This window comes from Fibrobacter sp. UWCM (assembly GCF_900129735.1).
GTDB lineage: Bacteria > Fibrobacterota > Fibrobacteria > Fibrobacterales > Fibrobacteraceae > Fibrobacter.
Window position 1 is genome coordinate 33,008 of the sequence record NZ_FQWR01000023.1, and the last position, 18,511, is coordinate 51,518.

Below are 18,511 nucleotides of genomic sequence, written 5' to 3' on the forward strand. Positions count from 1 at the left end.
GCCCGCAAGAATTTTATACCTTCCCGTTAGGGATGGGTAATAAAATTCCCGTGGTAGTTCCAGCTCCACTGGTCGGGGTGCTCCGCTATCCAACGCTCCGTCTCGCGGGCAAAGTCCTTCACGAGGGCGCTTTCTCCGGCTTGGCTTGCGGCCTTGCCGGCAACGGTCTCGTCGTACTTGGGCGGGTAGAACGTCTCGAACCGGATGACGATGCTCCCTTCGGGGTACTTGCTGTCGCGGGAGGGCGAGCCGCGCATTTCTGTCCAGGTGCGGAAGGTGACGATTCCCGCTCCCATCCGGTTGATTTTCTCGATGAGCCGCAGATAGAGTGAGGTTTGCCGGCCGAACAGTTCGACGGTGTTTCCCTTCGTGTTTTTCCCCTGGTCATAGACCATCGCGAGAATCCCCTTGGTGCGGAAGAGTTCGCGGATGAGCCGGCCAGTTTCTTCGGGGTGGTATTCTGTGAGGTGCGGGTCGCTGCGGAGTTCTGCAAGCACATCGCGGAAGGCGGCATCCCCGACGGAATCGGTGATGAGGTGCACGTGCTCGCTGTAGCGGCAGAGCACGCGGTGCATGAGTTCGAATGACCCCTGGTGGATGCTGATGCCTGCGATGGGGGCGCCTTTTTTTGCGCATTCGGCAACGGCGCCTTTGATGATGCCCTCGTTCTCGAACACGATGCGGCGTTCCACGCTCTTGAAGCGGGCGAGGCCGCGGTAAGAATCCAGCGCGTTCCAGAAAATGCCGCGGAACATGTCGCGTGCAGTCACTTTCTGCAAGGGGCCGGCGCAGTTTAAACCCGAAGCCGCACCGTTTAACCCCGGCGCACTGTTTAACTCCGGCGCACAGTCTTCATCTTGCGTTGCCAAATACTCCCTAGCCGCATCCAGATGCTTTACGACACGACCGTAAGCGCGCTCGGTATGTATCGCCTTGTAAACGGGGAACGCAATGGTGAAAAGGAACGAGTAGAAAAAGTCCGGCAGCCGCAGCAGGATGTTGAACAGTAATTTATATGTAATTACCTTGAACTTGTACATGGGGTCGCGGCGCCTGCCGATCAGGAATTACGCGTCCTCGAATTCCAGGATATTCCTTCCGAGTTCGCGCTCGAACACGCGTCGCGAAAGGCCTTCGCCTGCATAGCTGATTGTGGGCGAGACCTCGTAGAGCTTGCCGGGCTTCACCTCGACATGCGCCTTCACGAGCCATTCGCGGTGGAGCTTGCCGATCATCGTGCGGGCCGTCTTCGGGCTGTCCGTGCCTTCCGCGTTCTTGACCGGGCTAAATTCCTCCTCGCGGATGACACCGAAGGGGAGCATGGTGCCGAGTTGCGGGAAGGCGTCGAAAAGGAACTGCTCGAACTTGAAGCAGTTCTCGATGCCGCAAACCGTCTTGCGGGCCGTGTGCCACGGGAGTTTGCCTGTCTGCAACTTGCGCAGGGCCGAGACTTTGAACAAATGAATGGCGAGGTTCCCGCCGTCAAATACCAGGCTTCCGTCCGGGTTTGTCATGTCGCGGTATTCTTCGGGCAAGTCGCTGTATTCGACCACGCCGGGCTTGTTGTTCTGGAAGGCGAAAATGCCCACGCGTTCCTGCGCGTTCGCCTTGTGAACGACCTTCGATGCGCTGGCCATCATCCCGTTGTCGGCGAGAGCCCCGATGAATGCGGGGTCGCAGATGCGGCAGAGCGCGTTGTCGACGCTGTAGAGGAACACGTATTCTATACCCTTCTCGACGAGCCATGCGAGCGAACCGCTCTGAGCAAGTGCGCGGAAGCACCCGCCGTTGCCATCGGGTACGAGAGCGAGCCTGTCGCCGTCGAGCACGGCCTTGCCATCGGGCGTAAGCGCGCAGATGGTTCCCTGCTCAAAAAAGCGGATGTTGTCGCGGTCCATCCCGAAGAAGTTGTGTTCGGTAAAGAAGTTGACTGTCGCCTCGTGATTCAGCGGGCTCGTCATGATGCACCACGGAATCGGGTGGCCTACGCGAGTTGCGAGGTTCTGCAAGCGTTCCGCCTGCAGTTGGAACAAACTCTTGTGGCTCGGGAGCCCGATATCGAACATTCCCTTCGGGCCGTCGAACCCGAGGCGCGAACCCTGGCCGCCCGCGACGAGGAACGCCGCCACCTTGCCCTTCCCGAGCAGCATCTCTCCGATTTCTTTCCAGTAGTCGTATTTCAGGTTGTCTTCCGCAATGCGGAAAGGCATGGGCTTCAGGTCGGCAGAAACGTTGTCCGCCTTGCTCGCGCTTGACTTTTCGGCGTAGAGCGCCTTCAGTTCTTCCCAGTCCTGGCTTAGAATGTCGCGTTCGAGGAGCTTGCGTGCATCCCCGGAGAGTGTTTCAAGGTGTGCCGCCAAGTCCTGCTGGCCGGCCGCGTTCAGAGTCTCGATAATATCCATGCGTCTTAATATAGAAATATCAGTTCCGTCCTTTTTTTTCTATCTTAGACTTGAATACCTAATTAGGAGGAAATATGAAGTGGTTACTTTGTGCCTTGTTGGTGTGTGCGACCATGTTTGTCGCCTGCGGTGACAGCGATAGCGAATTCATCTCGCGCCCGGACGGAAAGATTTCGTCTTCAAGTGTCTCGCCGGAATCGAGCAGTAGAGAATTTGGACCTTGCAAGACGGAGACCGAAGACAATTGCGAATATGGAACGGTGACGGATCGTGGTGGCAAAATTTACAAGACCGTAAAAATAGGCAATCTGTGGTGGATGGCCGAAAATCTCAGCAATGATGTGGGCCTCTGTTTTAACGATTCCGCAGAATATTGTGCCAAGTATGGAGCTCTTTACACTTGGGCTAGTGCAAAGTTTGACTGCCCTACGGATTGGCGTTTGCCGACAAAATCTGAATTTGAAAATCTTATTGAAATGGTTGGTGGCGATTCCGTTGCTATTACGGTGCTTAGGTCTAGTACTGGCTGGAAAGATGGTGAAAACGGCACTGATGCTTATGGTTTTTCTGCTCTTCCTGCAGGAATGAGAAACGTAAAAAGGTACCACAACGTTGATACTGAGTACTTTAGCGATAATCTTACTTGTTTTTGGAGTTCTACAGAGTTTGATGATTATTACCAGAACCAGGCGTACTTTTTTTACCTAGATAAAGGCCATGCTTTTGTGAGTGAGGAATACAAACCTTTCTACTTATCCGTCCGCTGTGTCAATGACAAAATTTGAGAGGAGATTTATGAAACATTCGGCTTTTTTTTACGTTTTGTTCGCATTGTCGCTTGCATTCCTTTTCGCCTGCAGTGACGACGACTCGGACACATTCCTCGTAAGGGGTGATGACAGGTCTTACCAGGACGACGAAGACGATCTTTCCTCCAGTTCCGCGCGTTCCTCGTCCAGCAGCGAACGGCGCATCTCGTCCAGTTCCATGCGCTCCTCAAGTTCAGTGAATTCATCGAGTTCCTCGAAGCGTAATGTTGCCTTGGTAGAACCGCTCAGACAAAATCCCGACGAGGACTGTGATTACGGTTCCTTGATCGACAAGCGTGATGGCCAAGTGTATAAGACTGTTGTTATTGGCGAACAGACGTGGATGGCGGAGAATCTGAACTATGCATACCTGCTGCCAGATTCGCTGAGGCTTTTTGATTCAGCAAGCGCGTGCTACAATGATTCGCTGGAATATTGTGATAAGTATGGGCGCCTGTATTCATTTGATGTGATTGAGAAAGTTTGTCCGGACGGATGGCATTTGCCGAGTATGGACGAGTGGGAGGTCTTGTTCGATGCGATCGGAGGCATAAATGTCGCGAGCGAGAAACTTATTTCGTCGTATGGCTGGAAAAACCAGAGTGACGTCGATGACGGATATTGCTTTAGTGTCTTGGGCGGAGGATATCGCCCGTCGGTGTTCAATGATTTGGGGGTGGGTGAGGGCCTTTGGACTTCTACGTGGTATGATTCGGATGCTATAAAGAATGTCTATTTCTACAATAATTACTCATATGCGTACGAGGGATACACCCCATTTGAGAAGATGCTTTACATCCGTTGCGTTAAGGATTAGTTTTTATGAAATTTCCATACATTTCTTTGTTGGCTGCCGCACTCATCATTGCCTGCAGCGACGATGATTCGGACACCTTCCTTGTAAGGGGTGATGAAAGGTCTTATCAGGACGTCGAAGACGATTTTTCGTCTAGTTCAGTGCGTTCCTCTTCCAGCAGCGAACGGCGCGGCTCGTCTAGTTCCGAAGAATCTTCTAGTTCGGTGCAATCTTCGAGTTCCTTCCGCTCGTCAAGTTCAATCGCCCGTTCGTCAAGTTCAAGCAATTGGCTTGATACCATTCCGTATATTGCCCCGTGCCGTGATGACTACGAAGATAACTGCAAGTACGGCACCTTGGTGGATGAACGCGACGGCCAAGAATATAAGACGGTTTATATCGGCGAGCAAATCTGGATGGCGGAAAACTTAAAGTATGTTTCAGAAAATAGTGAATGCTACGACGATAGTCTAGAAAATTGCGACGTGTATGGTCGCCTTTACCCATGGGCGGACGCTATTGAAGTCTGTCCTTCTGGCTGGCATTTGCCGAGCCTGGATGAATGGAAAATCCTGTTTACCTATGCGGGAGGGGTTGACGTTTCTGCATCAAAACTTAGATCGTCTTATGATTGGGAGTGCTATAATTGCGAAGGAACCGATGACTATGGCTTTTCCGTCTTGCCCGCCGGAGGCTATAGGACTATGTATAATGGATTCAGATACCTACATTACGATGGGTATTTCTGGACATCGACCGAATTCGGCTATAATGATGAGCAGGTGTACAATATGTGCTTTGATGATCGTGATATGCTTATTGATGGCAGTGGCCTGAAGTTCGATAACACGTTCTCTGTCCGCTGCCTCAAGAATTAGTGAGCCTGCCGTGAGACGGCCCGCATTACCTTAAGCCGAAGAATATCACCATGCTCACGATAAGCGCGAAGATGCTTATCAGGTGCATGCGCCACACAATTTTCGAGTTCATCAGGGGCTTGCTCGGGAAGCGGCCTTCCCACTTTTTCTGGTAGTGGTGGTGGAGCGGCGCGCAAAGGAAAATGCGCTTGCCTGTGCCGGTTGTTTTTTTGGTGAACTTGAACCAGAGAATCTGGAGCAGCACCGAGCAGGCCTCGGCGATGATGATGATGCACACGATGGGGAGGAACAGCCCCGCCTGCACCAAAATAAACATGATGCCGATGGTGGCGCCGAAGCCCACGGAACCCGCGTCGCCCATGTAGATTTCGGCGGGAGGGCTGTTGAACCACAGGTAGGCGAGCAGTGCGCCCGCGATGGCCATGGCGATGGGGAAGAGCTCATCGCAGCCGGGTAGGTACGGCACGTGCAGGTAGGTGCTGAAGATGAAGTTGCCGCTCACGTAGGCGACAAGCCCTACGAAAATCATGCTGGTAAGTATGGGCACGGAAACGAGGCTGTCGAGACCGTCGGTAAAGTTCGTCCCGTTCGCGCTGGCCGCGATGACGAACGTCATGAAGGCTACAAAAATCCAGTTGGGGAGGTGTAGCTGGAACACGTCGATGGGGCAGAAGGGAATGGTGAGGTCGCCCTTGAGCTCGGGGATGAACTTGTAGCAGAAAATCGCGACGATAAGGCTGAACAGGAAGTAGAGGAACAGGCGCAGGCTGCTGGAGATGCCGTCGGCCTTGTCCATGTAGTCGGCGGCCTTGAGCTTGCCGAGCTTGATGAGGCGCTTGGCACGGACTTTCGCGATGTCGTCGATGGCGCCCACGGCAGAAAATGCCGCGAGAATCACGAGGGTCGATATGGTGTAGCCGTTCATCTTGCAGACGAGGAGCGAGACCACCTCGACGACCTCCACCAGGAGGAGCCCGCCCATAATCGGGGGGGATTTGGTCTTGCCGTCCTTGTCGAAGTCGCTGGTGGCATCGAGTCCCTGCAACAGTCGGATGTACTTGGGCATGAAGAACAGCACGAGGATGATGGAGAGCATGGCGGCGACGCCTGCACGGAAGAGACGCCCGTCGAAAAGGTCAATACTGGTAATGTGATAAAGCCAATGACAGAGCATAGTTATAAAATCTTAGATTTTCCCGGCGAGGGGGTCGTGTCATCCTGAGCGGAGGGCGCAGCCCGTAGTCGAAGGATCTGGTGTTTAAACTTGTGTTTTTTCTTTGCAAAGATAAAATATTGTGCCTGCGTTGGCTTTGGACTGCCAGAAATTTCTACATTATGGGGCATGAGTGAATTGCGTATCGATTGCCCCCACTGCGGGTCCACTTTCAACGTCATGCTGGACGGGGAGCCCTCGTCCATGATGGTCTTTGCCTGTGCCAAGTGCAAGACCCCGCTGATGCACATGGCCGGAGTGACTTCGGAACTGGACCGGGAGGAGTTTGCGCGCCTCCGCGAACGCCTGAACCGCGTGCTGAGCGCCGTCATGAAGCGCGAGGGCGAGGTAAGCGAGGTCGCTGCGTCCCTCAAGAAGCTTGTGGACGAGTCGAACGCCCGCGCCGAGGAACGCGAGTCTGAATCCGCTGTCGCGATATCCGACGAGGCGCTTGCAGAACTGCAGAAGGGCCTCGACGAGATGGATGTGGATAGCTTCCTGGAAAAATTGTAAAGTCTCCGTTGTGTCATCCTGAGCGAGCGTAGCGAGTCGAAGGATCTACTTAGATGTTTAACTTTTTCATAGCAGCCCTCGTGGTGGCGCTTGCCCCCGGCCCCGACAACCTGTTTGTGCTCGCCCAGAGCGCAACCCACGGCGCGCGTGCTGGATTTAGCGTGATTTGCGGGCTGTGCACGGGAATCTGCGTGCAGACGGTGCTCCTGATTGTGGGGGTGTCCGCGCTGATTGCGGCTAGCCCGATTGCATTTTTTGTGTTGCAGTGCTGCGGGGCGGCGTACCTGCTTTACCTCGCGTACAAGAGTTTCCAGGTCCGCGCCGGAGTGGTGAAACTGGACGCGGGTGATGCTGGCGAGATGCGCGCGGGCGGGGAGGGCGCGGGCCTTTCGTTCCGCAGGCTCTACCTTCGCGGCATCATCATGAACCTTACGAACCCGAAGGCGGTTGTTTTTGCGCTTTCGTTTATTCCGCCGGCAGTTGACATGAGCCGCGATATGAGCCCGTCGCTCCAGATGGTAGTTCTCGGGGCGGAATTTGTGACGGCGACCTTCATCGTGTTCGGCTCCATCGCGCTACTTGCGGGCGCCGTGAAGAAATTCATGCTCAACAGCCCGAAGGCGAACCGCAATTTGAACTGGTTCAGCGGTTGCGTGTTTGTCGCCCTCGCCATTGCGCTGTTCGCGCTCTAACGGTCATCCCCGCGGAGGCGGGGATCTCCATTTAGGTGAGTTGCTTCTGCACCAATTCAAGAATCTTTTCAATCGCAACTTCGGGCGCGTCGCTGGTGTCGCCGCCGGCGGCACGGGTGTGGCCGCCCCCGCCAAACTCGCGGGCAATGGCGTTCACGTCCACGATGTAGTTGCTGCGCAGGCTAATCTTGTACTTGCCGTTTACGGGGTACAGGAACAGGGCCACTTCGGTGCCGCCGACTTCACGCACGGTGTCGATGACGTTGCTGAGTTCCACGGGCGTAACGCCAAAGCGTTCCATGTCTTCGGGGGTGATGTGGGCGTAGACCACTTTACCCCCGAGCCCGAGCTTGCAGTTCTGCATCACGAACCCGGTCACGAGCGTCTGCTTGTAGGTGCGCGTGTAGTACGTCTCGTTCACGATTTTCGCGAAGTCGATTCCCTTCTCGATGAGGTCGCCGACCACCTGCATGGTGCGCTTGCCCGTGCTGCTGAACTTGAAGGCGCCCGTGTCGTGCACAATGCCCAGGTACAGGCTGTTCGCGGTCTCGCGCCCGACCTTCGCCTTGTCGAGATTCACGTACAGCACCTCGCATGCGGAACTCGCCTCGGGTTCCACGAGGTTCAGGGTGCACAGATTCAGCGGGTTAGAAATGTGGTGGTCGATGTTTATCGTTTTTTTCGCGGCACGGATGCACTCCGCGCCGTTCGCCCCCACGCGCTCGAAACTCGGGGTATCCATGAGGAAGGCGAGGTCGTAGGGTTGCCCGCCGTTGCAATCCGCGGTGTAGGCCTCGCGCGCATCGCTTGCCCCGCGCAGAATCCGGTAGCTCTCGGGGAACTTCTCGAGGAACAGGTCCGCGCGGATTCCCGGGAAGTTGTCGCGGATGTAGTTGTAGATTGCCGTGGTGCTGCCCACGCAGTCGCCGTCGGGCCTCACGTGCCCGAAAATCGCCACCGTCTTCGCTTCGCCCAGGAATTCGTCAATCGTCATGTTCAATCCTTTTTGCGGGGAATATAATAAAAACCGGGTGGAGGCTAGAAGGAAATTTTGCTAAATATACAACGTAACGTAGGAGGATTTTCTGTATGAAGCGTTTTTTGCTGGGATTGGCTCTCGCATTTTTTGCCGCCTGTGACGACGACGAGAGCAGTTTCGTTCGGCCGGGGGATGAAGATTCCTCTTCTTCTGTCATCCCCGGCTCGTCCGGGGATCTATCTAGCAGCAGCTCCGCGCGTTCGTCATCCTCGGCGGAGCCTGCCCTGAGCTCAGCCGAAGGGGTCGAGGATCTATCCAGCAGCTCCGTGCGTTCGTCATCCTCGGCGGAGCCTGCCCTGAGCTCAGCCGAAGGGGTCGAGGATCTATCCAGCAGCTCCGTGCGTTCGTCATCCTCGGCTCCGGTCGAGGATCTGTCGAGCAGCAGTTCTGCAAAGTCGTCATCAAGCGCGAAATCGAGTTCTTCGTCGGTGTCGAGTAGCAGCGAATATGTGCCGTATGATCATTTGATTGATATGGGTGATGGTGTTGGCACACATGTCAAAAAACAAGATTACAAGACCTTTACGGACGAACGCAATGGCCGTAGCTATTATTACCTTACGATAAGGGGCAAGAACAAGGACGGTGAAGCGGACTCCGTGACCGTAATGGCCGAGAACCTCAATATCGGCAAGATGGTTGGCATTACAAAAGATCAGGCCGATGATACGACGATTGAACGCTACTGCTACGATAGGGACACTACAAATTGCGACCGTTACGGCGCCCTGTACCAGTGGGCCGAAATGATGCAGCTGCCTAGCGAGTGCAATACCAAGAGCTGCGCCGACTTGATTCAGCCGAATCACCAGGGAATCTGCCCCGACGGCTGGCGGCTCTTGACCCAGGACGATTTTTATATAGTATTGAAATCGGAAAACGCCGAACATGGTATTGAAGATGTCCGGGCTAGAGGTTTTGGTGGTTATAACTACACAGGCTATTCCCTTGTCGGCGCCGGGTATGTGCTGAATCGTAAACTCCAAAATATAGGGAAAGCCGCTGGCTGGTTTTATACTGAAGAAGGAGTGGATGCTCCTGCTGAAGGGGCCTTTGTTTCGAGTACAGCAAAAACTGGAGAAATTTTCAGTACCTATGAGATGGCTAAAACAAATGGTCTCTCAGTCCGTTGCGTGAAGGTTGAATAATCAAAAATTTTGACACAAGGCACAGCGCACTTTCAAGTGCGCTGTACTTTGTATATCCCAAATGGAATTTTCTTCAAATTCCACACAAAAAGTTTTAACTAAAAAGGCGAAAATCATGTCCAAGAACGTGCTCGGAAATGCGCGTTCGCAGGTGGCCCCTTCCGGACAATCAATCGGTTTCACCGCAGGTATTCTTCCGCCAACTTCTGGATGGTCTTGACGTTCAGCGGCTTTTCGGTCGTCTCGCGCGAGATAATCAGGCGCTTTCCCGGGAAAATCCCGTTTCTTTCGTAGATGTCCAGCTTGTCCATTGCCTTGCGGACGTAGTCGCTGTCGTCCATCATGCCGAAATGCTCCCACAGGATTTCCTCGCGGGTGCGCAGGTTGAGGCACGTGAAGTCGGGGAAGAACGTCGCGCTTTTTTCGTGCGGCAATTTCAGTTTCAGCGGGAACTCGTAGCGGTACGGGATGCTCATGCGCAGGAGGGTGTCTGCGATGATGACCTCGGACTTGGAGCGGACGCGCTCGCCGCGGGCGGTCGCATATTCGGGGCGGTCTTCTGCGATGGACTTGCCCTTGAAGGGGACGGCGAGCCAGCGCTTTGCATATTCGCTGTCGGCAAGTCGCGCGGGTGTCACGAACTGCCGGCGGCAATCGGGCAAATCCGCGTACGCGTCGTCGGGCGCTTGCGGGTGGTATTCGTCGATGAAGTTGTTGACGAGTTCCAGTTGCCGCTCCAACAGGGGAAGCAGTGTGGTGTCGTAGTCCTTTTGGGCGAGCCTTGCCGCAAGGGCTTCTTCGCCGCGGGGAATATACTGGCCGTTCGCCTTTTTGGGGTCTGTTATGTGGTAGTACCGGGGCTTGTTCCCGCGGATTGTTGTGCGGAGTCGCCCCGGCGGGGCTTTTGCCACGCGCGAGCGCAGGCGGGTGATTGTGTCGAAGATTTTTTCGGATTGCGCCTGCATGCGTTGTTGCAGGTCATCGGGATGGATGAGCTCCAGGTTGTTCATGTGGACATAGGGTTAACCATATAAGAAAAGGCGTGCATTCGCATCGCGACACAACGAGGGCTGAGCCTCATTGCTTGGAAAATACAAAATAGTTGCGGCGAAAAGCAACTTCTGAGTCGCTTTTCGAAAAAAAAGGCGAAAAGTGCAAATTTCTTGCGTGATTCGGCGTGCGAGTGAAGAAAAATTGCGAAATTGGGGATTAAATGTGCTGAAAAACCGCTGCTCAATCCCCAAAAATTTAGTTTGTATGTGCTGTCGCGGGCGAAAATGCAGGGAAGGTGGGGATAAAATGCTCCAAAATTGCCGATTTAATCCCCACTGGATGCGATTTTGGGTCTCGAAAGCGCGAAAAATGCAAAAATCTTGTTAGTTTGTTCTGAAAATTGGGGATTGAAGTGGCTAAAAACGCCCCGTTTAATCCCCAATTTGCTGAAATTCGCCCCCAATTTGCCGAATTCTGCTCCCGATTTCCCGCGGCTCGGCCATTTTCGCCCCGAAATCAGCCTGCAATTTCCCGAAATCAGCCCGCAATTTCCCGAAATCAGCCTGCAAGTCGCCGCACCCGCGTTTTCAGCGGCCCTATTCACCCTTTTGGAGCGGTTCCCGCTTCTAAAACCCCATTGCCAGCCAGCCAAATTACTATATTTCCCCCCAAATTGCATTTTTGACTGGGTCCTGTGACCAGATTCGCCAATTCCACTGGTGCAAGAGCAGGGAAACTCGGACAAAAACTTGTAATGAAACAACAATCAAAAAAAAGGAATGGCTATAATGGCTACTATCACTAAGGAAAAAGCTGCAGAACTCACCGCCAAGTTTGGTGCAAACGAAAAGGACACCGGTAACGTCCGCGTCCAGATCGCAATCCTCACGGAAAAGATCAAGAATCTGACGGAACACATCAAGAGCCACAAGAAGGACTTCCACTCCCTCCGTGGTCTGTCTGCCATGGTTGCCAAGCGCCGCAACCTCCTCAAGTACTACGGTGAGCAGGACATTCTCGCTCAGCGTGCTCTCATCAAGGAACTCGGTCTCCGCGGCTAATCTGCGGACTGGAGATAATCTATGTCTATTGACGCATACCATCAAAAATACGGCAAGATGCTCGACCCGAAGGAAGTGTCGGTTACGCTCCCTGACGGCCGCGTCATCACGTTCGAAACGGGCCGTATTGCCAAGCAGGCACGCGGTGCCGCAGTCGCCAAGATGGGCGACGCGTTCGTGCTCTCTACTGTCTGCTACGGCGAAGAGAAGGAAGGCGATTTCTTCCCGCTGACCGTCGAATACCGCGAAAAGGCCTACGCTGCCGGTCGCCTCCCGGGCGGCTACAACAAGCGCGAAGCCGGTCGCCCCTCCGACGAGGAAACTCTCTCTGCCCGTATCATCGACCGCCCGATTCGCCCGATGTTCCCCGAGAACTTCACGCGCGAAGTCCAGGTGATTGTGCAGGTTCTTTCTGCTGACCGCAAGTTTGCACCGGATGTGCTCGGCGTGTCTGCAGCATCCCTCTCCATCGGTCTTTCCGAACTGCCCTTCGAACAGCAGGTTGCCGCCGTGCGCGTGGCCGTGGTCGATGGTCAGAACATCGTGATGCCCACCTACGAACAGATGGCCTGCGCCGATCTGGACCTGGTGGTCGCCGGTACCGAAGATTCCGTCTGCATGGTGGAAGGCGGTGCCTACGAAGTGTCCGAAGACACGATGATTAACGCAATTCTCGCCGGTCACGAAGCCATCAAGCTCATGTGCAAGGCCCAACAGGAACTGGTGGACCGCTGCGCTAAGCCCAAGATGGAACTCAAGCCGCAGCACGTTGGCGAAGCCCACGAAAAGCTTCTCGCCACGGTGAAGGATGTCGTGTGGGACGAACTGAATAAGGACGTCCACTCCAACATGGTGAAGACCGACTTCTATCCGGCTATGGCAGACCTCTGCGCGAAGATGCTCGAAGACGAACGCATTCTCGCCATCATTGGCAAGGACGAAGAACAGGATCCTGCTCTCGTTGCAGACGCTAAGGCAATCTTCAGCGACTACGAACGCACTGCCATGCGCGAAATGATCCTGAACGAAGACGTGCGCCTCGACGGCCGTACTACGACCGAAGTCCGCCCGATCGAAATCGAACTCGGCGTTCTCCCGAGCGCTCACGGTTCTGCAATCTTCCAGCGTGGTGAAACCCAGGGTCTTGTGGTCTGCACGCTCGGCTCCAAGGCCGACGAACAGCGCTACGAAAGCCTGCAGGGCGAAGGCTCCAAGAGCTACATGCTGCATTACAACTTCCCGCCGTACTGCGTGGGTGAATGCAAGCGCCTCGGCATGAGCCGCCGCGAAATCGGTCACGGCCACCTCGCCGAACGTTCTCTCGCTGCCGTTCTTCCGCTGCCGGAAGACTTCCCGTACACCATCCGCGTGGTTTCCGAAATTCAGGAATCCAACGGTTCTTCTTCCATGGCCTCTGTTTGCGGTGGCTGCCTCAGCTTGATGGACGCTGGCGTTCCTATCAAGGCTCCGGTCGCAGGTGTCGCCATGGGCCTCATCTCCGAAAAGGGTTCCGTGAAGGAAGGCGGCAAGATCAAGATCTTGACCGACATCACCGGTACGGAAGACCACCTCGGCGATATGGACTTCAAGGTGACGGGTACTGCCGAAGGTATCACTGCCTTCCAGATGGATATCAAGATCCGCGGCATTACGCCGGAACTCATGCGTGAAGCTCTGGAACAGGCTCGTCAGGGCCGTCTGCACATTCTCGGCAAGATGGCTGAACTCGGCCTCGCCGCTCCGCGTCCGAAGGTTTCCGAGAAGGCTCCGACCATGATCAAGATGCGCATCCCGACCAACAAGATTCGCGACGTCATCGGTTCCGGTGGCTCCGTGATCAAGGGCATGCAGTCCCAGACGGGTTGCACGATCAACATCGACGACGATGGCAACATCGACATTGCCGCCCCGAGTGGCAAGGCCGCTGCAGTCTGCCGCCGCATGATCGAAGAGCTCACTGCCGAACCCGAACCGGGCCGCAAGTACAAGGGCAAGGTCAAGACGATCCAGCCGTTTGGCGCGTTCGTCGAAATCCTCCCGGGTCGCGACGGTCTCGTGCACATCTCCGAACTTGCCGACCACCGCGTCGATAAGGTCGAAGACGTCGTTCACGTGGGTGACGAAGTCGAAGTGCTCTGCCTCGGTGTCGACCCGAAGGGCAAGGTGAAGCTTTCCATGAAGGCTCTGCTCCCTCCGAAGGCTGCCCCGGCTGCTGAAGCTCCGGCTGCTGATGCCGCTCCTGAAGCACCTGCTGCACCCGAAGCACCGGCTGAAGGCTAATCAAGACAAATTTGCAGAAACGGTCGCGTGATAAACGCGGCCGTTTTTTTATATTGGATTGCATGAAGGTTTTGAAAATATTTATCCCATTTTTGTTCCTTGTCGTTTTGACCTCTTGTGGTGACGACGAATCTTTCACCCCGGTATCCAGAGATGGTGACGATGGTCAGGTTGCTGAAGATAGCCTGTCGCAAGAGGATCCGTATAGCGAAGGGAATTCCGATACCCGTAGTTCTTCTTCGAACGGGCCGTCCTCTGTGGATGGCGTCTCGTCATCTTCGGGCGCGCAGTCTTCGTCGTCTGGACCGAATTCTTCTTCTGGCGCGAATTCCTCGGCTGTAAGTTCTTCCGGCACGAACTCCTCGTCGTCTGCGGTGTCGTCTTCGAGCGGAAAAGTTTCATCGTCGTCTGCCGATACCGGAAGAAAACTTGTAATAAAGACTTATATGGAGGTAACCATTAATTTTACTAATGCTTCTGTCCAAAGTCTTGATGCAACTTTGCACCCTCAAAGTGATACCAAGTATTCTGGCGCACTTGACTCGCTTGCCATCGTCGTTAAGAATCTTCCTTTGGATTTGAACTATGCTAAAATAACGCTAGAAAAAACAGGATTTAGCCAAAGCATTTATGCCAATCTTGCCGGTGTGGATACGTTATACGTTTATCCGGTTTCAGTGACTATTTCAAGAAGAATCGAAGCTTTAATCAACACGACAAATACCTCTTTTGACCAGGCGAAAATTCAGGCGGAAAACGAAGTACAACGCCCTATACTCGGTGACGTGAGATTCCATAATCTTGAAAAAATCAATTTGGAGGCGGACAAAAGCGATAGTGCGCTGTGGGCAAAATCCTTTGTTAATCTGCTGTTTTATGCCCCTTCCTGTGTGTATGGTTTCGGTCAATACACTAACACGGGAGAAATAACGGTAGACCCTCTTGGTGTCGCCGGTATTATAGATAAAGATATTCAGACTAGTTTAAGCTATTGCCCAGAAGTAAGGAGCCGTGTTTACTGTGATTCGGCCGTTTATAAAAGGTTGTACCCTGTATGTGATTCCTTGAGTGGACGCGAAAAATGCACCGCGGTAAACGAAGGGGTGATCGATACGCTTGACTTTGGTTGCGTTGGAGCAAGACGCATGATCTGCGATAACCATGAATGGAGGCATCTGAATACCTATGAGGTTGATACCTACGAGTGGGAACGCCCTTGTACTACTCCGGGATACAAGTTGGGAAACCAGGGCTTTGATATGTATTTCTGCAATAAGAAGGGAGAATGGATCAACACTCAGGGCTGGAGCTGGGATATCGACAAGGACTACGTGCTGAGTCCGAAACACGAATACGGCACTGTGACAGACCCGCGAGACGGGAAGGTTTATAAGACGATAGCAGCCGAAGGTATGGTCTGGATGGCGCAGAATCTGGATTTTCGGGGATATGTCGATAATAGCCTGGAAGATTCCAGCTTGGTCGAAAACATGAAGGACAAGTATGCCTGCTACAAGGATAGCGCCGAATACTGCGATGTTTGCGGGACGCTCTACGATATTCATGCCATCATGAATATCAACGGAGGTATCGACATGAGTAATCCCTACATTATTCGAGAGTATATTCAACGGAATCACCAGGGAATTTGCCCCGAAGGTTGGCATATCCCGACACAAGCGGAAATAAAACATTTCTTGAGCACTAGCCGTCCGGAGTATATCGCATCGCGCTTCGGTTGGGAGTCCGACCTCTTTACTGGAAGGTTTGCTGATCAGTATGGCTTGTCGGTGATGCCCTGTGGTTATAAGGAAAAAGGCGCTTTTGACGGGGTTGGCTACCAGACGTATATCGCTGCGCTCGATAGCCCTGATGTGAATATAAATTTAATTTTATTTAACGAAACAGTCGAAATGTATCTCGATGTTGATGCGTACCTTCATGAAGGCGCGCTCGTGTCTGTCAGGTGCGTCAAGAATAGATAGAGGGTCTTAGGGAGGGCGTCGCCCTCCCTAGTCTCATACTGCGCCGGCTAGGCGCCCACGAAGATACTTGTATCGAGTGTCGGGAGGGTCTTAGGGAGGGCGTCGCCCTCCCTAGTCGCTATTTAGAGAATAGGTGCTTAAACGCTGCGCCGATTCCCTGGGCCTTCATGTCGGACCAGAAGGTGGTCGGGACGGCGAGCAGTTCGGCGATGGGGCGCGGGAACTTCTTGAAGATGTACTGCCTGCGCTTCATGCCGATGCGGATGTTCTCGGGGCGCCAGTTGCTCCCGAAGTGGTGGATGCTCACCGTTTCGTCGGCGGTATTGATTGCCCCGTCCAAGAAGCGCTTGGGCGAGAAGTACCATTCGGGCAGGATATCCAGCCCGTTGAACTTGTCGCAGGCGTTCGCGAGAATCTGCGGGAGCACGAGCTGTTCCACCTTCTCCTCGCTGTATTCGTAATGCCTTTCGGTGTAGTACTTGAGCGCCTCGCCGATGATGGGCGAGCCCTTCTCCGCCCCGAGGAACGAAGGCTCGATTCGCTTGGAACCATTCTCGTACCCGAGGATGTACTTGCGGTCGAGCAGTTCGTTGGGCGACTTTAGCAGTTGTACGTCGGAATCCAGGTAGATTCCGCCTTCGGTGTAGAGCGCGTACAGGCGCACCGCGTCGGCGGCAAACGCCCAGTTGCCCTGTTCCATGGCTTCAAGAATCCAGGGAATGCCTGTCGCCTTGGCCTTCTGGTAATCCCAAAAAATGCAGTTGTAGTCGCCCAGGAACTTTTCCCAGGATTCCATACAACGTTGAACCTTTTCCGGAAAAGGTTCGTTCGAAAGCCAGCAATAATGAAATATCTTCGGGATCATACGATTTGCTCCGTCTATACCCATATTTTAACATTTTTTTTGACCGAGCGTAGCCCCTATTTTGCGATTTTGTGTGAAAAAATGCACGTAAATGTGTAAAAGTGGCCTTTTTTGTTATATTTTTCTAACAAGGTAAGTAATGGGACAGCATTTATTGACATTGGCGTTTGTCTTATCGATAGTGAATTTCGCTGTCTTTTTGGAACTTTTCCGCAAACAGAAGAACAATTACATGTTCTTTACGTTTGTCGCCATCGTCGTCAGCTGTTTCGGTCACTGGCTCCTGGGGTTCTCGGAATCGGTTGACGGAGCCATCCTTTCGAACAAGATAAACTACCTCGGCTCGGCGTTCTTGCCGATGCTCATGTTCTTTACGCTTGCGGAAGTCTGCCGCCTGCGGATTCTCCCCGTGTTGCGCATTCTCCTGATTGTGTTCAGCTGCTTTGTGCTGTTTCTCTCGTTCACGGTGGGCTATAGCGACATCTACTACAAGACCGTCGAGTTCGTGGTGCAGAGCGGGGCGGGCAACTACGTGGCGACCTACGGCTGGGGTCACGACGTATTCAACGTGATGATTATCCTGTACGCCGTACTCGATATCGGGGTCATTGTGCACGCCTGCATGATGCGCCGGTTTGTCTCGCTCAAGAACATATTTGCGATGTTCATGCTGGAACTTGTCACCGTGTCGTCGTTTTTCATTTCGAGGCACATGGAAAACGACATGCTCTGCATGCCCTTCGTGTATCTCGCGGACCAGGTGTTCTTGCTCTACATAAGCCTGAACGTGAAATGGTACGATATTGCGCGTAGCGTGATGCAGTCGCTCGAAAAGGACAACGGGAACGCATTTGTTTCGTTTACTTCCACGGGTGAATATCTCGGCTGCAACGAAATCGCGCTCAAGTTCTTCCCGAAACTTGCGCAGTGCCGCGTGGACCTGCCTATCCCGAGCGGGCACGAGATGGGGGATCTTTTCAAGCCGCTGCTCGAGCAGGCGGTAAACACCAGGTTGCGGCATGCCCTCAAGTTCTGGTATGCCAACCGTCATTTCAGGTGTACCGCCCGCATTATTCCGGTATGGAACGTAATGCAGATTTGCCTGTTCCGCATCGAGGACGACACGAAGGTGCAGATGTACGTGGACATGCTGGGCAAGGACCACAACCAGCTGGTGAAGGTCGTGGAGCAGAACGCGCAGGCGGTGAGCGCCATCCAGGAACAGATGATTGTAGGCATGGCGAATATGGTCGAAAGCCGCGACGGCAATACGGGAGGCCATATCAAGCGCACGAGCCAGGTGATTCGCATTTTGGCTTCCGAGATGCGGAAGGACATGGCTTATTCCCGGACGGATTCCTTCTACGACGCGCTTATTTCGGCGGCCCCGATGCACGACCTCGGGAAAATCGCCATCGACGACGAAATCCTGCGGAAGCCGGGGCGCTTTACCGACAGCGAATTTGCGCAAATGAAGACGCATGCCGAGAAGGGAGCGGTGATTGTCGAGAACCTGCTTTCGGGTATCGAAGACCCGTTCTTTGTGCAACTTTCAAAGAACGTGGCGAATTTCCATCACGAACGTTTTGACGGGACTGGCTACCCGCTTGGCCTGAAGGGCGACGCGATTCCGGTGGAAGCCCGCATCATGGCAGTCGCCGATGTTTACGATGCGCTGGTGAGCAGCCGCTGCTACAAGGACAGCATGTCGTACGACAAGGCGGGGGAGATTATCCTTGCGGGGATGGGGACCCAGTTTGACCCGACTCTCCAGAAGTATTTCATGGATTGCGAGGCCAAGCTTCGTGAATACTACAGGACGGTGGAGCACTAGCGT

Annotated in this window: 17 protein-coding genes; 11 read left to right on the forward strand and 6 right to left on the reverse strand. The window is 53.9% G+C overall.

Translation table 11 applies throughout. The annotated features are described in order from the left end of the window. Positions 1-26: 26 nt before the first annotated feature. Positions 27-1,040 (reverse strand): lysophospholipid acyltransferase family protein, encoded by a 1,014-nt coding sequence (locus BUB22_RS13150; protein WP_073115810.1) that lies wholly within the window; start codon positions 1,038-1,040, stop codon positions 27-29. Between the two features lie 27 nt (positions 1,041-1,067). Then, positions 1,068-2,402 (reverse strand): UTP--glucose-1-phosphate uridylyltransferase, encoded by a 1,335-nt coding sequence (locus BUB22_RS13155; protein WP_073115812.1) that lies wholly within the window; start codon positions 2,400-2,402, stop codon positions 1,068-1,070. A 74-nt stretch (positions 2,403-2,476) separates the two neighbouring features. On the opposite strand from BUB22_RS13155, the gene BUB22_RS13160 reads away from it, so the two are divergent. The 3 genes from BUB22_RS13160 to BUB22_RS13170 are packed head-to-tail and all read left to right on the forward strand — an operon-like array spanning position 2,477 to position 4,885. Further along, entirely contained in the window at positions 2,477-3,187 is a 711-nt protein-coding gene (locus BUB22_RS13160) for an FISUMP domain-containing protein (protein WP_073115814.1), read from the forward strand. Positions 3,188-3,197: 10 nt separating this feature from the next. Continuing rightward, positions 3,198-4,028 carry an FISUMP domain-containing protein gene (locus BUB22_RS13165; RefSeq protein WP_175547298.1) on the forward strand — a complete coding sequence of 277 codons (831 nt, stop codon included), beginning with the start codon at positions 3,198-3,200 and terminating at the stop codon, positions 4,026-4,028. Positions 4,029-4,033: 5 nt separating this feature from the next. Next, positions 4,034-4,885 (forward strand): fibrobacter succinogenes major paralogous domain-containing protein, encoded by an 852-nt coding sequence (locus BUB22_RS13170; protein ID WP_083535543.1) that lies wholly within the window; start codon positions 4,034-4,036, stop codon positions 4,883-4,885. Between the two features lie 25 nt (positions 4,886-4,910). Here the strand turns inward: BUB22_RS13170 and mraY are convergent, their stop codons facing one another. Continuing rightward, positions 4,911-6,059, reverse strand: coding sequence for a phospho-N-acetylmuramoyl-pentapeptide-transferase (gene mraY / locus BUB22_RS13175; protein ID WP_073115820.1), 1,149 nt, complete (start codon positions 6,057-6,059; stop codon positions 4,911-4,913). Positions 6,060-6,227: 168 nt separating this feature from the next. Between mraY and BUB22_RS13180 the strand changes: the two genes are divergently transcribed. Together BUB22_RS13180 and BUB22_RS13185 are read left to right on the forward strand one after the other, a co-directional pair. Continuing rightward, positions 6,228-6,611: a zinc ribbon domain-containing protein gene (locus BUB22_RS13180; RefSeq protein ID WP_073115821.1), complete on the forward strand. Its 384-nt coding sequence runs from the start codon at positions 6,228-6,230 to the stop codon at positions 6,609-6,611. 53 nt (positions 6,612-6,664) lie between these two features. After that, on the forward strand, positions 6,665-7,303 hold the full coding sequence (locus tag BUB22_RS13185; RefSeq protein WP_073115823.1) for a LysE family translocator: 639 nt from the start codon (positions 6,665-6,667) through the stop codon (positions 7,301-7,303). A gap of 31 nt (positions 7,304-7,334) precedes the next feature. On the opposite strand, the gene BUB22_RS13190 is transcribed toward BUB22_RS13185, so the two are convergent. Next, the gene (locus BUB22_RS13190; protein WP_073115825.1) at positions 7,335-8,297 is read right to left on the reverse strand and encodes a DHH family phosphoesterase; all 963 of its coding nucleotides are present in this window, start codon (positions 8,295-8,297) and stop codon (positions 7,335-7,337) included. Positions 8,298-8,392: 95 nt separating this feature from the next. Here BUB22_RS13190 and BUB22_RS13195 point away from each other — a divergent pair, with 95 nt between their 5' ends. Next, positions 8,393-9,490, forward strand: a complete 1,098-nt coding sequence (locus BUB22_RS13195) for an FISUMP domain-containing protein (protein WP_083535544.1) — start codon at positions 8,393-8,395, stop codon at positions 9,488-9,490. A gap of 179 nt (positions 9,491-9,669) precedes the next feature. On the opposite strand, the gene BUB22_RS13200 is transcribed toward BUB22_RS13195, so the two are convergent. Next, positions 9,670-10,500 (reverse strand): PDDEXK family nuclease, encoded by an 831-nt coding sequence (locus BUB22_RS13200; protein WP_073115829.1) that lies wholly within the window; start codon positions 10,498-10,500, stop codon positions 9,670-9,672. Between the two features lie 330 nt (positions 10,501-10,830). On the opposite strand from BUB22_RS13200, the gene BUB22_RS16450 reads away from it, so the two are divergent. From BUB22_RS16450 to BUB22_RS13220, 4 genes are all read left to right on the forward strand, one after another. Next, positions 10,831-11,181 carry a hypothetical protein gene (locus BUB22_RS16450; protein WP_139259003.1) on the forward strand — a complete coding sequence of 117 codons (351 nt, stop codon included), beginning with the start codon at positions 10,831-10,833 and terminating at the stop codon, positions 11,179-11,181. 90 nt (positions 11,182-11,271) lie between these two features. After that, positions 11,272-11,544, forward strand: a complete 273-nt coding sequence (gene rpsO / locus BUB22_RS13205) for a 30S ribosomal protein S15 (protein WP_072810239.1) — start codon at positions 11,272-11,274, stop codon at positions 11,542-11,544. A gap of 57 nt (positions 11,545-11,601) precedes the next feature. After that, positions 11,602-13,824 (forward strand): polyribonucleotide nucleotidyltransferase, encoded by a 2,223-nt coding sequence (gene pnp, locus BUB22_RS13210; protein WP_371586890.1) that lies wholly within the window; start codon positions 11,602-11,604, stop codon positions 13,822-13,824. 62 nt (positions 13,825-13,886) lie between these two features. Further along, a complete protein-coding gene (locus tag BUB22_RS13220; RefSeq protein WP_139259004.1) occupies positions 13,887-15,809 on the forward strand; it encodes an FISUMP domain-containing protein in 1,923 nt (640 codons plus the stop codon). Positions 15,810-15,927: 118 nt separating this feature from the next. Here BUB22_RS13220 and BUB22_RS13225 read toward each other — a convergent pair whose 3' ends face one another. After that, positions 15,928-16,674: a glycosyltransferase family 32 protein gene (locus BUB22_RS13225; protein ID WP_072810245.1), complete on the reverse strand. Its 747-nt coding sequence runs from the start codon at positions 16,672-16,674 to the stop codon at positions 15,928-15,930. Positions 16,675-16,813: 139 nt separating this feature from the next. On the opposite strand from BUB22_RS13225, the gene BUB22_RS13230 reads away from it, so the two are divergent. Continuing rightward, on the forward strand, positions 16,814-18,508 hold the full coding sequence (locus BUB22_RS13230) for an HD domain-containing phosphohydrolase (RefSeq protein ID WP_083535547.1): 1,695 nt from the start codon (positions 16,814-16,816) through the stop codon (positions 18,506-18,508). Positions 18,509-18,511 lie beyond the last annotated feature (3 nt).

What these genes read in the sequence shown, in the direction of transcription:
- BUB22_RS13150 (WP_073115810.1), bottom strand. Translation starts at nt 1,040, where the DNA reads ATGTACAAGTTCAAGGTAATTACATATAAATTACTGTTCAACATCCTG.
- BUB22_RS13155 (WP_073115812.1), bottom strand. Translation starts at nt 2,402, where the DNA reads ATGGATATTATCGAGACTCTGAACGCGGCCGGCCAGCAGGACTTGGCG.
- BUB22_RS13160 (WP_073115814.1), top strand. Translation starts at nt 2,477, where the DNA reads ATGAAGTGGTTACTTTGTGCCTTGTTGGTGTGTGCGACCATGTTTGTC.
- BUB22_RS13165 (WP_175547298.1), top strand. Translation starts at nt 3,198, where the DNA reads ATGAAACATTCGGCTTTTTTTTACGTTTTGTTCGCATTGTCGCTTGCA.
- BUB22_RS13170 (WP_083535543.1), top strand. Translation starts at nt 4,034, where the DNA reads ATGAAATTTCCATACATTTCTTTGTTGGCTGCCGCACTCATCATTGCC.
- mraY (WP_073115820.1), bottom strand. Translation starts at nt 6,059, where the DNA reads ATGCTCTGTCATTGGCTTTATCACATTACCAGTATTGACCTTTTCGAC.
- BUB22_RS13180 (WP_073115821.1), top strand. Translation starts at nt 6,228, where the DNA reads ATGAGTGAATTGCGTATCGATTGCCCCCACTGCGGGTCCACTTTCAAC.
- BUB22_RS13185 (WP_073115823.1), top strand. Translation starts at nt 6,665, where the DNA reads ATGTTTAACTTTTTCATAGCAGCCCTCGTGGTGGCGCTTGCCCCCGGC.
- BUB22_RS13190 (WP_073115825.1), bottom strand. Translation starts at nt 8,297, where the DNA reads ATGACGATTGACGAATTCCTGGGCGAAGCGAAGACGGTGGCGATTTTC.
- BUB22_RS13195 (WP_083535544.1), top strand. Translation starts at nt 8,393, where the DNA reads ATGAAGCGTTTTTTGCTGGGATTGGCTCTCGCATTTTTTGCCGCCTGT.
- BUB22_RS13200 (WP_073115829.1), bottom strand. Translation starts at nt 10,500, where the DNA reads ATGAACAACCTGGAGCTCATCCATCCCGATGACCTGCAACAACGCATG.
- rpsO (WP_072810239.1), top strand. Translation starts at nt 11,272, where the DNA reads ATGGCTACTATCACTAAGGAAAAAGCTGCAGAACTCACCGCCAAGTTT.
- pnp (WP_371586890.1), top strand. Translation starts at nt 11,602, where the DNA reads ATGCTCGACCCGAAGGAAGTGTCGGTTACGCTCCCTGACGGCCGCGTC.
- BUB22_RS13220 (WP_139259004.1), top strand. Translation starts at nt 13,887, where the DNA reads ATGAAGGTTTTGAAAATATTTATCCCATTTTTGTTCCTTGTCGTTTTG.
- BUB22_RS13225 (WP_072810245.1), bottom strand. Translation starts at nt 16,674, where the DNA reads ATGATCCCGAAGATATTTCATTATTGCTGGCTTTCGAACGAACCTTTT.
- BUB22_RS13230 (WP_083535547.1), top strand. Translation starts at nt 16,814, where the DNA reads ATGGGACAGCATTTATTGACATTGGCGTTTGTCTTATCGATAGTGAAT.